Annotated in this window: 13 protein-coding genes; 5 read left to right on the top strand and 8 right to left on the bottom strand. The window is 68.5% G+C overall.

Annotated elements, in window-relative coordinates:
- The first annotated feature begins 10 nt into the window (after positions 1 to 10).
- Both AB0A90_RS09595 and AB0A90_RS09590 read left to right on the top strand, forming a co-directional pair.
- Positions 11 to 913 carry a phytanoyl-CoA dioxygenase family protein gene (locus AB0A90_RS09595; RefSeq protein ID WP_354979729.1) on the top strand — a complete coding sequence of 301 codons (903 nt, stop codon included), beginning with the start codon at positions 11 to 13 and terminating at the stop codon, positions 911 to 913.
- A gap of 190 nt (positions 914 to 1103) precedes the next feature.
- A complete protein-coding gene (locus AB0A90_RS09590; protein WP_357244446.1) occupies positions 1104 to 2285 on the top strand; it encodes a low temperature requirement protein A in 1182 nt (393 codons plus the stop codon).
- Positions 2286 to 2300: 15 nt separating this feature from the next.
- On the opposite strand, the gene AB0A90_RS09585 is transcribed toward AB0A90_RS09590, so the two are convergent.
- Together AB0A90_RS09585 and AB0A90_RS09580 are read right to left on the bottom strand one after the other, a co-directional pair.
- The gene (locus tag AB0A90_RS09585) at positions 2301 to 3494 is read right to left on the bottom strand and encodes a low temperature requirement protein A (RefSeq protein ID WP_357244443.1); all 1194 of its coding nucleotides are present in this window, start codon (positions 3492 to 3494) and stop codon (positions 2301 to 2303) included.
- Between the two features lie 132 nt (positions 3495 to 3626).
- On the bottom strand, positions 3627 to 4247 hold the full coding sequence (locus tag AB0A90_RS09580; RefSeq protein WP_357245173.1) for an MOSC domain-containing protein: 621 nt from the start codon (positions 4245 to 4247) through the stop codon (positions 3627 to 3629).
- Positions 4248 to 4340: 93 nt separating this feature from the next.
- Here AB0A90_RS09580 and AB0A90_RS09575 point away from each other — a divergent pair, with 93 nt between their 5' ends.
- The 3 genes from AB0A90_RS09575 to AB0A90_RS09565 are packed head-to-tail and all read left to right on the top strand — an operon-like array spanning position 4341 to position 6717.
- A complete protein-coding gene (locus tag AB0A90_RS09575; protein WP_357244439.1) occupies positions 4341 to 5138 on the top strand; it encodes an ATP-binding cassette domain-containing protein in 798 nt (265 codons plus the stop codon).
- Positions 5135 to 5896, top strand: a complete 762-nt coding sequence (locus tag AB0A90_RS09570; protein ID WP_357244436.1) for an ABC transporter permease — start codon at positions 5135 to 5137, stop codon at positions 5894 to 5896. Before AB0A90_RS09575 ends, AB0A90_RS09570 begins: the two co-directional genes overlap by 4 nt.
- A 38-nt stretch (positions 5897 to 5934) precedes the next feature.
- Positions 5935 to 6717: a MerR family transcriptional regulator gene (locus tag AB0A90_RS09565; RefSeq protein WP_357244433.1), complete on the top strand. Its 783-nt coding sequence runs from the start codon at positions 5935 to 5937 to the stop codon at positions 6715 to 6717.
- Positions 6718 to 6741: 24 nt separating this feature from the next.
- Here AB0A90_RS09565 and AB0A90_RS09560 read toward each other — a convergent pair whose 3' ends face one another.
- The 6 genes from AB0A90_RS09560 to lepA all read right to left on the bottom strand — a co-directional run bounded on the left by AB0A90_RS09560 (position 6742) and on the right by lepA (position 13787).
- Positions 6742 to 7572 carry a carbohydrate ABC transporter permease gene (locus AB0A90_RS09560; RefSeq protein WP_357244429.1) on the bottom strand — a complete coding sequence of 277 codons (831 nt, stop codon included), beginning with the start codon at positions 7570 to 7572 and terminating at the stop codon, positions 6742 to 6744.
- Positions 7569 to 8555, bottom strand: coding sequence for a sugar ABC transporter permease (locus AB0A90_RS09555; RefSeq protein WP_357244426.1), 987 nt, complete (start codon positions 8553 to 8555; stop codon positions 7569 to 7571). The genes AB0A90_RS09560 and AB0A90_RS09555 overlap by 4 nt, the downstream gene beginning before the upstream one ends.
- Positions 8552 to 9838 (bottom strand): sugar ABC transporter substrate-binding protein, encoded by a 1287-nt coding sequence (locus tag AB0A90_RS09550; protein WP_357244423.1) that lies wholly within the window; start codon positions 9836 to 9838, stop codon positions 8552 to 8554. The genes AB0A90_RS09555 and AB0A90_RS09550 overlap by 4 nt, the downstream gene beginning before the upstream one ends.
- 248 nt (positions 9839 to 10086) lie before the next feature.
- A complete protein-coding gene (locus AB0A90_RS09545; RefSeq protein ID WP_099857898.1) occupies positions 10087 to 10371 on the bottom strand; it encodes a GlsB/YeaQ/YmgE family stress response membrane protein in 285 nt (94 codons plus the stop codon).
- An 846-nt stretch (positions 10372 to 11217) separates the two neighbouring features.
- The gene (locus tag AB0A90_RS09540) at positions 11218 to 11502 is read right to left on the bottom strand and encodes a GlsB/YeaQ/YmgE family stress response membrane protein (protein WP_099857898.1); all 285 of its coding nucleotides are present in this window, start codon (positions 11500 to 11502) and stop codon (positions 11218 to 11220) included.
- A gap of 407 nt (positions 11503 to 11909) precedes the next feature.
- Positions 11910 to 13787, bottom strand: a complete 1878-nt coding sequence (gene lepA / locus AB0A90_RS09535; protein WP_357244420.1) for a translation elongation factor 4 — start codon at positions 13785 to 13787, stop codon at positions 11910 to 11912.
- Positions 13788 to 13806 lie beyond the last annotated feature (19 nt).

The raw sequence follows: 13806 nt of genomic DNA, 5'->3' as shown, positions 1-13806 counted from the left end.
GTACGACGCGGTGTTCGATTACGGCGACCGGACCGGTTACGAACCGATCAGCGACACTGACCGCAAGGAGTTCCACGAGCAGGGCTTCCTCCTGCTGCGCAACGTCCTGACGGAGGACCACCGGGCGGCGCTGGAGGCGGCTGTCGACCGCGTCTACGCGGAGGAGCAGGCCAAGGGCACCACCAAGAAGGACGGCACCCTGCACCTGCTGGGGTTCCTGGAGCGCGACGAGCTCTTCGGCGAGCTGCTCACCCACCCGGTCGCCTTCCCGTACATGTGGGGGCTGGCCGGCTGGAACATCTACACCCACCACAACCACCTGGACGTCACCCCGCCGGCCGCCGAGCCGGAGAAGCCGTACTGGGGTTGGCACCAGGACGGGTACCGGCAGAACTCCGACCCGGAGACGATGGACCCGAACCTGCCCCGGCCGATGTTCTCGCTGAAGGTCGCGTACGTGCTGTCGGACCTCTCCGAGACCGGCCGCGGCGCCACCAAGGTCATCCCGGGCAGCCACCTGAAGAACTCGCTGCCCCGGCCGGCGGACCTCACCGTCCAGAACCCCGACCCGGAGGGCACGGTGGAGATCACCGCCAACCCGGGCGACGCCTTCATCTTCGACCGCCGGCAGTGGCACTCGCGCTCGACGAACCTGTCGACCATCACCCGCAAGATGCTCTTCGTCGGCTACACCTACCGGTGGATCCGTCCGCTGGACGAGCTGCACCCCGACGTGAACGGCGAGTGGTACCGCAACCGCACCCCCGTGCAGCGCCAGCTGATCGGTGAGGGCACCCACACCGCCAACTACTGGGGCATCAACTGGGACGGGTACGTCGACGACGAGATCCCGCTGCGCAAGGAGCTCAAGGAGCGCGGTCTGCTCGACCGCAACATCCCCTGGCTCCGCTGACCCGCTGCTCGTAGAACGGCCCTCTGCCACCGCTGCACCACGGCAGAGGGCCGTTTCGTGTCCGCGGGGACCCGACCGCTCGGACCGAGCCCGTTCCGACCACCGGAGACCGCACTGTCGGTAGCGTGGCGGGTGCGCAGGTCGGGGCGCCCCCGCCGGAGGGCGCGGGGTGGCACAGGAGGCAGTCGCAGTGACGTCCGCTCCGCTTCCCCGGATCCTCCGCCGCCGGGGCGAGCAGGCGTACCCGACCTTCCTGGAACTCTTCTTCGACCTGGTCTACATCTTCATGTTCTCCCGGCTCGCCGCCAGCCTGGCCGCCGACCTCACCGTCCGGGGTGCGCTACAGACGGCCGTTCTGCTGCTGGCCGCCTGGTGGGTCTGGGTGCTGACCGCGTGGCTCACCGACCTGTTCAACCCTCGGCTGCCGATCATCCAGGCGACCGCCCTGCTGGTCATGCTCGGCACCCTGCTGATGGCCATCGCCACGCCGTACGCCTTCGGCCGGTACGGATGGCTGTTCGTCGCCGCGTACTTCGGCATCCACCTGGTCCGGGACGCCGTCCTGATCCCCGGCACCCGGGTGGACCGCCCGATCCAGGCTCGGAGCATCCGGGTGTTCTTCTGGTTCGGCATCACCGTGGCGCCGTGGGTGGCCGGCGTGTTCGTGGACGAGACGGCTCGACTGGTGCTCTGGTCGCTCGCGGTGGTGGTCGACCTCGGCTCGGCGCGGTTCGGCTGGCCGACGCCGAGGCTGGGGCGTACCGAACTCGCCAGCCAGATCTTCACCGGCATGCACCTCACCGAGCGGCACCGGGCGATCTTCATCGTCGCGCTCGGCGAGTTGATCCTGAGCACCGGCATGGGGCTGGCCGACAGCGGGTTCACGGCCGGCCGGGTGGCCACCTGCGCGGTCGCGTTCGTCAGCGCGGTCCTGCTGTTCCAGCTCTACTTCCAGCGGGTCCAGCGGATCCTGGCCCCACCCAGCGTCGCGACCGTGGAGCGGGTCCGCCCCGGCACCTCCACCTCGTACAGCCACCTGGTGATGGTGGCCGGGGTGGTGTTGGTGTCGACCGGCACCTCGCTGGTCATTGATCGGCCGTTCGGTTCCGCGCCGGTCGGGTTGATGGCCACCATCCTCGGCGGACCGGCCCTGTTCCTGCTCGGAACCGTGCTGTTCGACGCCGTGGTGACCGGCCGGACCCTCTGGTCCCGGGTGCTGGCGATCGGGGTGCTGTGCGCCCTGCTGGGCCCCGCCACACTCCTGCTCCCGCCCCTGGCCGCCCTGGTGCTGGCGAACCTGGTGCTGCTGCTCACCCTGATCGGGGAGGGGCTGGCCGCGCGACACCATCCGGTCCGGGCCGCCGCGCCATGACGCGGCGCGGCCTGGTCACCCCAGCATCGGCGGTGCCGGCGCCCGCGCGTGCCGGCGGGTACTCACCAGGTTCGCCGCGGCGATCAGGAGCAGCACCGTCATGGCGAGCAGCGCGACCGTGACCGGCGGCAACAGGGGTGTGGTCGGTGCCAGGCACGCCAGCAGCACCACACCGGCCAGCCGGGACCGGGAGATCCGTCCGAAGACGGTGAAGTCGAGGACGCCCCGGCCGACCAGATACAACGCGGGGCTGCCAAGGATGACCGCCGCCCAGGAGGGCGGGGTCTCGCCCAGCGGGCGGCTCACCACGAGGTGGCTGGTGACCGCCGCGCCGACGATTCCGGCCACCATGACCAGGTGGGTTGCCGCCGCGGACTGGGTGAGCAGCGCCGGGTTCGTCGATCGGGCGATCGCGTCGGTCAGCAGCTCACCGGCACGGTAGATGTAGATCCGCCACATCAACACGACGGTGGCGAACACGACGAGCAGCGCCCAGCCACGCTCCAGCGTGTACTCGCTCGCGCTGAAGGTCGTGCCGGTGACGAAGATCGAGACACCGAGCGCGACGATGACGAACTGCCGGTACCGCTCCGCCACCCGGGCACCGACCAGCCGCCAGTCACGTGCTCGGGACCGACCGATCCGGGGCACCGGCCAGCCGAACACGGCTGCGGCATACTCGACGACGACAGCGAGCGCCCAGATCGCCAACTGCCCCGAACCGCCGACGAGCGCCCCACCGATCCAGCCGACGCCGGCGACGCTCTCCCAGAGCTGGATCCGGATGCTGCGACGCGGCGGTCTCCTGATCGAGATGACCACGACGTAGTAGGCCGCGGAGCTGAGGTGGATCACCACGTACGTGGTCCCGAAGAGCAGCCCACGATCGCCGTACGCGTCGGCCGCGAGCGCGGCCAACAGCAGACTGGCCGACGCCACCCAGATGACCTGTCCCTGCCCGGACGGGCGGGTCAGGTCGATGCTGTCCGCCCCCCAGACGGTCAGCGCCCAGATCATCGTGAACGCGAGCAGCAGCACCACCGTCTCGGCGAGGCCGGTCCAGCTGAGGTTGTCGGCCAGTACGGTCGCCAGGGTGACAAGCGCGAAGATGTAGACGAGGTCGAAGAAGAGTTCCAGGAAGGCCGGACGCTCCAGGCCCGGATCGGGGGGTGACGCCGCCGTGGCATCGCTGTCCGTCGCCGTCGACATCGCGCTCCACCCGGCCCCCCGCAGCACGCCCCCGGTAGGGACAATACGGGCAACCGTCGGCCCCGTCCCCAGGTTCTCGCCGGCGGCCAGCCAGCCCGGAGCGGACTGTCGCGCGTGGTCGGGACCCCGCGTTCAGCCGCGGGAGGCGAGGCGGCGGCGGACCTTCTCCCGGATCGGTTCCGGCAGGTCCTCCGCTTCGAGCAGCCGGGGCAGCAGCTCCGGCTCCAGGCTGGTGGCCCGGAACACCTCGCCGATCGTCACACCGTGCGCGGGCCGCTCCACCACCTCGACCGGGTCACCCGGCCCGACCTCGCCCTCGCGCAGCACCCGCAGGTAGGCGCCGGGCATCGCCCGCGCGGTGAACCGCTTGATCAGATCCGGTACGCCCCAGAACCCCGCGAAGGTCGTGCAGGGCGTCCGCGGCTTGGTGACCTGGAGCAGGGCGGAACCGACCTGCCACTGCTCGCCGATCACCGCGCCGGTCACGTCGATCGCGTAGGTGGACAGGTTCTCCCCGAAACCACCGGGCCGTATGTCGCGGCCCAACTCGGCCGCCCACCAGGCGGCGTCCTCCTCCGCGTAGGCGTAGACCGCCTGGTCAGGACCACCGTGATGGGCTCGCTCGCCGATGAAGTCACCGACCACCCCGTCGGCGCGGATCAGCACCGGGCCGTCCACCGGCCGCTTGTCGATGCCGCTGCGACCGCTCGCGTCGCCGGCCCACTGCGCCTCGGTCACGATGCCGAGGTTCATCGCTGCCACCCTGCCCGTCATGACCGTCAGCCTAGGTGAATTCGCGTTGCTGGCTTGACCTTGACGCTGCGTCAACCCTCCATGCTGGCTGCCATGAGCATCCCTCCAACAACCGCTCAGGTCGAGCCGCCCGTGCTACACGTGCGGGGCCTGGAGAAGTCGTTCAAGCATCTGAAGGTGCTGCGCGGTGTGGACATCGACGTGGCGCGCGGCTCCATCTTCGCCCTGCTCGGCTCCAACGGAGCGGGCAAGACCACTGTGGTGAAGATCCTGTCCACGCTACTCAGGGCCGACGCGGGGACCGCCCGGGTCAACGGCTTCGACGTCGCGGCACAGGCCGCCGAGGTGCGCGAGTCGATCAGTCTCACCGGGCAGTTCGCGGCGGTCGACGAGGTCCTCACCGGGCGGGAGAACCTCGTCCTGGTCGCCCGGCTCAGGCACCGCCCGGAGCCGGGCACAGTCGCGGATGACCTGCTGAGGCGCTTCTCGCTGACCGAGGCGGGCACCCGGAGGGTGGCTACGTACTCCGGGGGTATGCGCCGCCGGCTGGACATCGCGATGAGTCTCATCGGGAACCCACCGGTGATCTTCCTTGACGAGCCGACAACCGGGCTGGACCCGGAGGCGCGCATCGAGGTGTGGCAGGCCGTCAAGGAACTCGCCAAGGGAGGTACGACAGTACTGCTCACCACCCAGTACCTCGACGAGGCGGAGCATCTCGCCGACCGGATCGCGATCCTGCACGAGGGCCGGATCATCGTGAACGGCACCCTCGACGAGCTCAAGCAGCTCCTCCCACCCGCGAAGATCGAGTACGTCGAGAAGCAGCCGAGCCTCGAGGACGTCTTCCTCACCGTCGTCGGCACCCGCACGAGCAAGGAACAACGATGAACAGGCATTTCGTCGGCGACACCGCCGTTCTCCTGGGTCGCTCGCTGCGCCACATCGCCCGCAGCCCGGACACCATCATCACCACCGCGATCATGCCGATCGCCTTCATGCTGCTGTTCGTCTACGTCTTCGGCGGCGCGATCGAGACCGGGTCCGACTCCTACGTCAACTACCTGCTGCCCGGCATCCTGATCATCACGATCGCCTCGGGCATCTCCTACACCGCCTTCCGGCTCTTCCTGGACCTGAAGGGCGGCATCTTCGAACGGTTCCAGTCCATGCCGATCGCCCGCTCCGCCGTGCTGTGGGCACACGTCCTGACCTCGCTGGTCGCCAACCTGATCTCGATCGTCGTCGTCATCGGCGTCGCCCTGATCATGGGCTTCCGTACGGGGGCGGGCGTGTCTGGCTGGCTCGCGGTCGCCGGCATCCTCGTCCTGTTCACCCTGGCACTGACCTGGATCGCCGTGATCCCCGGCCTCAGCGCGAAGACGCTGGACGGCGCGAGCGCGTTCTCCTACCCGCTCATCTTCCTGCCGTTCGTCAGCTCGGCCTTCGTGCCCACCGAGTCCATGCCCGGCCCGGTACGCGCATTCGCCGAGCACCAGCCGGTGACCTCCATCGTCAACGCGATCCGGGACCTGTTCACCCAACAGCCAGTCGGCGCCGATATCTGGATCGCTCTCGCCTGGTGCGCCGGCATCCTCGTTCTCGCCTACCTGTTCGCCAACGTCACCTACCGTCGCAGGATCTCCTGAACGGGGGAGCTGTTCGAACTGGGGGGCAGGATCAGGGCATGCTGACGATCGGCCAACTCGCGGCGTACGCCGGCGTCACGGTGCGGGCGGTGCGGCACTATCACCAGATCGGGCTCCTGCCCGAGCCGGAGCGGGACGCTTCGGGCTACCGGCGGTACGGCGCAACGGCAGTCGTGTCGCTCATCAAGATCCGCACTCTCGCCGACGCCGGCGTGCCACTGTCGCAGATCAGTCGGATGCTCGAAGCCGACGCCTCGGCCTTCGCCGAAGCGATCCGGACCATCGACAACCACCTGCGCGACGAGATCCAACGGCTGGAGAGCAGCCGCAGACACATCGCGCAGCTCACCGCCGGGGACAGCCTGGCGCTCCCACCGGAGGTCGCGGCCTATCTCGACCGGCTCCGGGGCATCGGGGCGTCCCAGCGGATGGTGGAGGCCGAACGGGACGGGTGGATCCTGGTCGCGGCGCGCTGGCCCGACCGCATCGTCGAGTGGATGCCCGGCAAGATCGCCCACCTCGATGATCCGCAGGTCGTCCGACTTTATCGGGTGCTCTCGGAGATCTTCGACGGTGACGAGGAGGACGACCCGCGGCTGGCGGAGGCCGCCGACATCATGGCCTGCCTAGCAGAGCAGGCGTACGCCGCCAGCGAGGTCATTCCCCGAGAGGACGCCGACGACGATCTCCCGCACGACCTGATCGACGCGCTCGCCGTCGAGTCCGACCCGCGTGTGCGGCGGCTGCGGGAGCTGATGCGCGAGCGCGGCTGGTCCGGATGGAACCGGATGGAGCGACTGCCGAAGTCGCCGCCCGACTGACCGCCGGGCGGCGTTTCCGGCCGGTCAGCCCTTGACGGCGCCGGCCACCAGACCGGAGACCATCCGCCGCTGCACCAGCAGGAAGAAGATGATGACCGGCAGGGTGAACAGGGTGGACGCGGCCATCACCGGACCCCAGTTGGTGTCGTCGCGGCCGAAGAAGAACGTCATCGCCACCGGCAGCGTGTAGCTCCCCTGGTCGTTGATGAACGTCAACGCGAAGATCAGCTCGTTCCACGCCGTGATGAAGGAGAAGATGCTGGTGGCCACCAGGCCGGGTGCGACAAGTGGGAAGAGGATCCGCCGGAACATCTGGGCCCGGCTCGCCCCGTCGATGGCCGCCGCCTCCTCCAGTTCCTTGGGCACCGCGGCGACGAAGCCGCGCAGCATCCAGACCGCGAACGGCAGCGAGAAACCGAGGTACGTGAGGATCAGGCTGGGCAGGGTGTTGTAGAGCCCCAGCCGTTGGATCATCAGGAACAGCGGGATGACCAACGCCTCCAGCGGAATCATCTGCACCACCAGCAGCATGATCAGGAAGCTGGTCCGCAGCTTGAAGCGGAACCGCGCCACCGCGGTCGCGGCCAGCAACGCGACCAGGCCACTGAGCACCACCGTGGAGACGGCGACGAGCGCGCTGTTGAGGAAGAAGTCGAAGAAGCTCACGCCGGGGATCAGGTTGCCGGTCAGGATCTCCCGGTAGTGCGCCAGCGTCGGGTGGGTCGGCACCGGTTGCGGGGTGGCCGAGAAGATCTCGTTGCTGGGCTTCAGCGAGGTCGAGATCATCCAGTAGACCGGGAACGCCGCGAAGAGCGCGACAAGCAGCCCGGCGGCGTTGAGGGCTACCTTCTTCACGACTCGTCCTCCTGCCTGAGCACCATCCGTACGTAGAAGCCGGTCACCACGAGCAGGATCAGCGTGAGGATCACCGCGACGGCCGCGCCGAGTCCATACTTCGGCGGCGGGGAGAAGGCTTCGGCGTACGAGTAGATGGCGAGCATGAACGTCGGCCGGTCCTGGGTGCCGCCGGCCAGGACGAACTGCTGGGTGAACACCTTGAAGTCCCAGATGGTGGAGAGCACGATCAGGATCCCGAAGACCGGCCGCAGCAGCGGGAAGGTGATCTTCCAGAAGACCCGCCACGGGCTGGCGCCGTCCACCCGGGCCGCCTCGTGCAGCTCGCTCGGCACGCTCTTCAGACCGGCGAGCACGCTCACCGCGATGAACGGGAACGAGTGCCAGACCACCACCAGGGTGAGGATGGCGAAGAAGAGCAGCGGTGAGTTGAACCAGCCGTAGCCGGTCCAGTCGCTCCGACCGAACAGGCTGTCGGAGAGCCCGTCGGGCAGCGCGTTGAACAGCCACGTGACGAGGCCGCTCGTGTCGTCGAAGATCCACTTCCACACGATGGTGCCGGTCAGCGCCGGCGTGGCCCAGGCCAGCATCACGCAACTGGCCACAAAGGTCGCCATCTTGCGGCCGAGCCGGTTGAGCAGCAGCCCGACAAGCGTGCCGAGGACCATCGTGAGCAGCACGTTCGCCGCGGCGAACAGGACCGTGTTGCGCAGCACGGTCAGGAAGAACGGATCGGACAGGATGTCGGCGTAGTTGCCCAGCCCCACCCACGGCCACTCCCGGTCGCCGCGCAGCTGCCGGACGCTGTTCAGGCGGTAGAAGGACATCACCACCACCTGGCCGAGCGGCCAGAGCAGCAGCACCCCGATGATCACCAGTGCGGGCAGGAGCAGCAGGTAGGGCAGGCGGTCCACCCGGCGACGCCGCCGCGCGGGGGTCTCCCGCGCGGCGGCCGTCTCCGGGGGTTTTGTCTGTGAGCTCACTTGCTGTTCAAAATGCCTTCCATCTCACCGGCCGCGTCGGCGGTAGCCTTCTCGACCGTCTTCTGACCCTTCATGACCGAGCTGTTCATCGCCTGCGTCACCGTCTTGGTACGGCTGACCTCCACCCACTTCGGGGTGAGCGGCGTGAGCTTGGTGTTCTGCATGGTGGTGGCGAACGCCGCCATCACCTTGTCGTTGGCGTACGTGTCACTGGCGACCAGATCCTTGTAGACCGGGAAGAAGCCGAGGCTGCTCGCGAAGCTCTGCGAGTTCTTCTTGTTCAGCAGCACGGTCAGGTAGTCCCAGGCCAGGTCCTGCCGCTCGCTGTCCTTCCAGATCGCCACGTCCGAACCACCGGCGAACCCGGGCGCCGCCTTGCCGTCCGGGCCGGGGATCGGGAACGTACCCCAGACCTTCTCGATCTCGGGGTTGTCCTTCTTGATGGCGCCCTGCTGCCAACTGCCGGCGAACGCCATCGCGGCCTTGCCGGTGGCGAACTGCGTGCGCGCGTCGATCTCGTTCCAACCCGCCGCCGCCGGCGGGGCCACCTTGTGCACGGTCACCAGGTCGGTCCAGAACTTGACCGCCCGCTGCGCCTCCGGCGTGGTGTAGCCGGACTTCCAGGTGCCGCCCTGGTTGCTGGCGATCTCGCCGCCGGCGCCCCAGAGGAAGGAGTAGAACGGCAGCTCGGAGTTGCCCGGCAGGGCGATGCCGTAGGTGCCCTTCTTCTTCGCCTGCACGGCCTTGGCCACGGTGACCAGGTCGTCCCAGGTCTTCGGGGGCTGCACGCCGGCCTCGGCGAACCAGTCGGTGCGGTAGTAGATCGCGCGCACACCCGCGTACCAGGGCACGCCGTACTGCTTGCCGTCGAGTTGGGCGTTGCGCACCAGGTCGGGAAGCAGGTCCTTGCCGTCGGCCCAGCTGCCCATCCGACCGCTGACGTCGGCGAGCGCCTCCTGGGCAGCCCACCCCTGCGTCTCGGTGTTGCCCAGCTCGGTGATGTCCGGTCCCTCACCACCGGCGAGCGCGGCCTGGAACTTCTTGGGCGCTTCGAGCCAGGGAATGTACTGCACCACCACGTCGGTGTCGGGGTGCTTCTGGCGGAACTCGGTCTCGACGGAATCGAGGAAGGCGTTCTGCGCGTCGCCGCCCTCGCCCATCATCCAGACCGTGAGCTTGCTGTCGTCGGCCGCGTCCTCACCGGAACCCCCGCAGCCGGTCAGCACCATCGCGGCCGAGGCCACCATGGCGGTGACCGGGGCCAACCGCTTCCACCTGTTCACGCCACTTCTCCCCTCACGCCGCCTGGAACTAACCTTCTCCGCCGCACCCTAGTACGAAGAATTCCTTTACGACAGTGGGCAGGACTGATCGAAGCGAGGCGACGGTATCGCAGCGGCCCGACCACCGATGCTCTGACATCGGGCTGAAGTCGGGCACACGGCACGAAAAAGCGCCCGGCTCTGGGCCGGGCGCTCCTTCAGTCGCGCTGTCCTACGGTGGCGCAGTGGCGCCAGGTGTTGCGAGGTCGTTATCGGGTGACGCGGCGGCGGCCACCCACACCGGCCACCAGCGCGACCGCGATCGCGGCCACCACGACCTGCACCAGCAACTCGGCCCAGTCGATACCGCTCGTCTCGGTCGCGATGCCGATGGCCCGCGCCAGAACGGTGCCCAGCAGGGCCGCGCCAACACCGATCAGCAGGTGCAGCCAGATCGGCATGTTCTGCCGGCCCGGAACAACCAGGCGGCCGAGCGCGCCGACGATGAGACCAACAACGATCGCAGTGATGATGCCCCACACGGTGAGCTCCACGGCCACCCTCCTTCAAAGAATGTTCGACACACAAGGTGCGCTTCCTGTCGTGACCACTAATTGCCCGACCCAACGAAAATCCAAACCGACTTAGCCCACCAGACGATCACGACTTGGTCGACAGGCACACGTTCCACCGCGCACCCCGCCACCCCACACGAGCCGGGCCGCCAGGCCGCCAAGCCCGCAGCGCCGTCAGGCTCTCCCGCAGCCCGGGCCGCAGCGCCGCCAGGCCGCCGGCCACCAGGCCCGCCGGCCACCAGGCCGCAGCGAGGCCAGGCCCCTGCCGCCCGGACATAGGGCGGCCGGTCGGACCCCACAGCCACCGGCCGCGCAGCGCCTGGCGTCGCGAGGCCGCGTGATCCACTCGGTTTGCTTGATCTCGCGGCATTACGGCCGCCGGGACACCGCGACATCACGGAAACCGAGTGGATCTCCGCCGCCACCAGGCGCCGTAACACCCCTGACGCGATACAGACGAACGACTCCGCCACGCCGAACCAAGAGATCAACACGAGATCATTGAAACCGCGGCATCACGGCCACCAGGACACCGCGACATCACGGAAACCGAGTGGATCTCCGCGATCCGACCCGCCAGGGACGCCCGGCGAGGTGCCGGCGACGCTTGGCGGACGCCACTCTTGGCCGGCCACAACAGAACCGGCGCGACGACCGACCACCACAACAGCAAGACGCCGACGGACCCAACGACCGACCACCACAACAGCAAGACGCCGACGGAGCCGACGACCGACCACCACAACGGCAGACGCCGATGGGCGCCCAGCCTGCTGGCCGGGCGCCCATCGGAGATGCTGCGTAATACGGGGGTTGGTGCTGGTGTTACCGGGTTACGCGGCGGCGGCCACCCACACCGGCCACCAGCGCGACCGCGATCGCGGCCACCACGACCTGCACCAGCAACTCGGCCCAGTCGATACCGCTCGTCTCGGTTGCGATGCCGATGGCCCGCGCCAGAACGGTGCCCAGCAGGGCCGCGCCAACACCGATCAGCAGGTGCAGCCAGATCGGCATGTTCTGCCGGCCCGGAACAACCAGGCGGCCGAGCGCGCCGACGATGAGACCAACAACGATCGCAGTGATGATGCCCCACACGGTGAGCTCCACGGCCACCCTCCTTCAAAGAATGTTCGACACACAAGGTGTGCTTCCTGTCGTGACCACTAATTGCCCGACCCGTCGAAAGCCCAAACCGACTCACCTCAAAGGAAAGCGTCAGTCGTCTATGTCCGGGAGCTGCGTCGGTTGGCGTGGAGCCGCGTCCACACAGGTGGGAGCCGGTGTCGCCGACCCGGGTGCCCCACGACGACGGCCAGAAAAATTTCTGCCCCGGCGGTCACGGCACCGCACCCGGCGCTCCGAGGGGCGACCACCAGACCCCCGAGGAGGCAACCGGACCGGCACTCCCAACGTGGCCGGAGAGACGAGACAGGCCCCCACACCGCAGCGGAGGACGCCACCGAACACGAACGCGCCCGGGCGCACAGGGCACCCGGGCGCGTACGAAGCGCGACCTACTTCTTTCCGGCGGCCTTGCCGTCGCCGGAGTCGGAGGAGAGAGCGGCGATGAAGGCCTCCTGCGGCACCTCGACGCGGCCGACCATCTTCATCCGCTTCTTGCCTTCCTTCTGCTTCTCCAGCAGTTTGCGCTTACGGCTGATGTCACCGCCGTAGCACTTGGCGAGCACGTCCTTGCGGATCGCCCGGATGGTCTCCCGGGCGATGACCCGGCTGCCGATGGCCGCCTGGATCGGCACCTCGAACTGCTGGCGCGGGATCAGCGTACGAAGCTTGGCGGCGATGCTGACGCCGTAGTTGTACGCCTTGTCCTTGTGCACGATGGCGCTGAACGCGTCCACCGGCTCGCCGTGCAGCAGGATGTCCACCTTCACCAGGTCGGACGCCTGCTCGCCGGAGGGCTCGTAGTCCAGCGAGGCGTAGCCCTTGGTACGGCTCTTCAACTGGTCGAAGAAGTCGTAGATGATCTCCGCGAGGGGCAGCGTGTAGCGCAGCTCCACCCGGTCGGCGGACAGGTAGTCCATGCCCAGCAGGGTGCCGCGGCGGCCCTGGCAGAGCTCCATCACCGCGCCCACGTAGTCGTTGGGCGTCAGCACGGTGGCCCGCACGACCGGCTCGTACACCTCGGCGATCTTGCCACTGGGGTACTCGCTGGGGTTGGTGACCACGATCTCGGCGCCGTCGTCGGTGATCGCCCGGTACACCACGTTGGGCGCGGTGGAGATCAGGTCGAGGTTGTACTCGCGCTCCAGCCGCTCCCGGATGATCTCCAGGTGGAGCAGGCCGAGGAAGCCGCAGCGGAAGCCGAACCCGAGCGCGCCGGAGGTCTCCGGCTCGTAGTCCAGGGCGGCGTCGTTGAGCTTGAGCTTGTCCAGTGCCTCACGCAGGTTGGGGTAGTCGGACCCGTCGATCGGGTAGAGCCCGGAGTAGACCATCGGCTTCGGGTCCTTGTAGCCACCCAGTGCCTCGGCCGCCGGCCGGCTGTTGATGGTGACCGTGTCACCGACCCGGGACTGCCGGACGTCCTTCACACCGGTGATCAGGTAACCGACCTCGCCGACGCCGAGCGCCTCGGCCTTGACCATCTCGGGCGAGATGACGCCGATCTCCAGCAGCTCGTGCACCGCGCCGGTGGACATCATCTTGATCCGGTCCCGGGCGCTGATCCGGCCGTCGATGACCCGGACGTACGTGACGACGCCGCGGTAGACGTCGTACACCGAATCGAAGATCATCGCCCGGGCGGGCGCCTCGGCGTCGCCGACCGGTGGGACGAACTGCCGGACGATCTCGTCGAGCAGGTACGGCACGCCCTCGCCGGTCTTGCCGGAGACCCGGATGCAGTCGGCGGGGTCGCCGCCGATCAGGTGAGCCAGCTCCTCGGCGTACTTCTCCGGCTGGGCGGCCGGCAGGTCGATCTTGTTGAGCACCGGGATGATGCGCAGGTCGTTTTCCAGCGCCAGGTAGAGGTTGGCCAGGGTCTGCGCCTCGATGCCCTGCGCCGCGTCGACAAGCAGCACGGCGCCCTCACAGGCGGCCAGCGACCGGGACACCTCGTAGGTGAAGTCGACGTGCCCCGGGGTGTCGATCATGTTGAGCACCGCGTGCTCGCCGGCCCGCTCACCCTCGCGGATGGTCCACGGCATGCGGACGGCCTGGCTCTTGATCGTGATGCCGCGCTCGCGCTCGATGTCCATCCGGTCCAGGTACTGGGCGCGCATCTGCCGGGGGTCGACCACACCGGTGAGCTGCAGCATCCGGTCGGCCAGGGTCGACTTTCCGTGGTCGATGTGGGCGATGATGCCGAAGTTCCGGATGCGACCGGGGTCGGTGGAACCAGGAGCATTCGCGCCGGGATCGAGCTTCGGTGGCACAGCGGTCCGTTCTGGTCGG

Origin of the sequence: Micromonospora sp. NPDC049204 (genome assembly GCF_040647935.1) — a bacterium.
Taxonomy (GTDB): Bacteria; Actinomycetota; Actinomycetes; order Mycobacteriales; family Micromonosporaceae; genus Micromonospora.
Note: the sequence above shows the minus strand (reverse complement) of the source record. Positions and strands in the feature narration are given on the sequence as shown.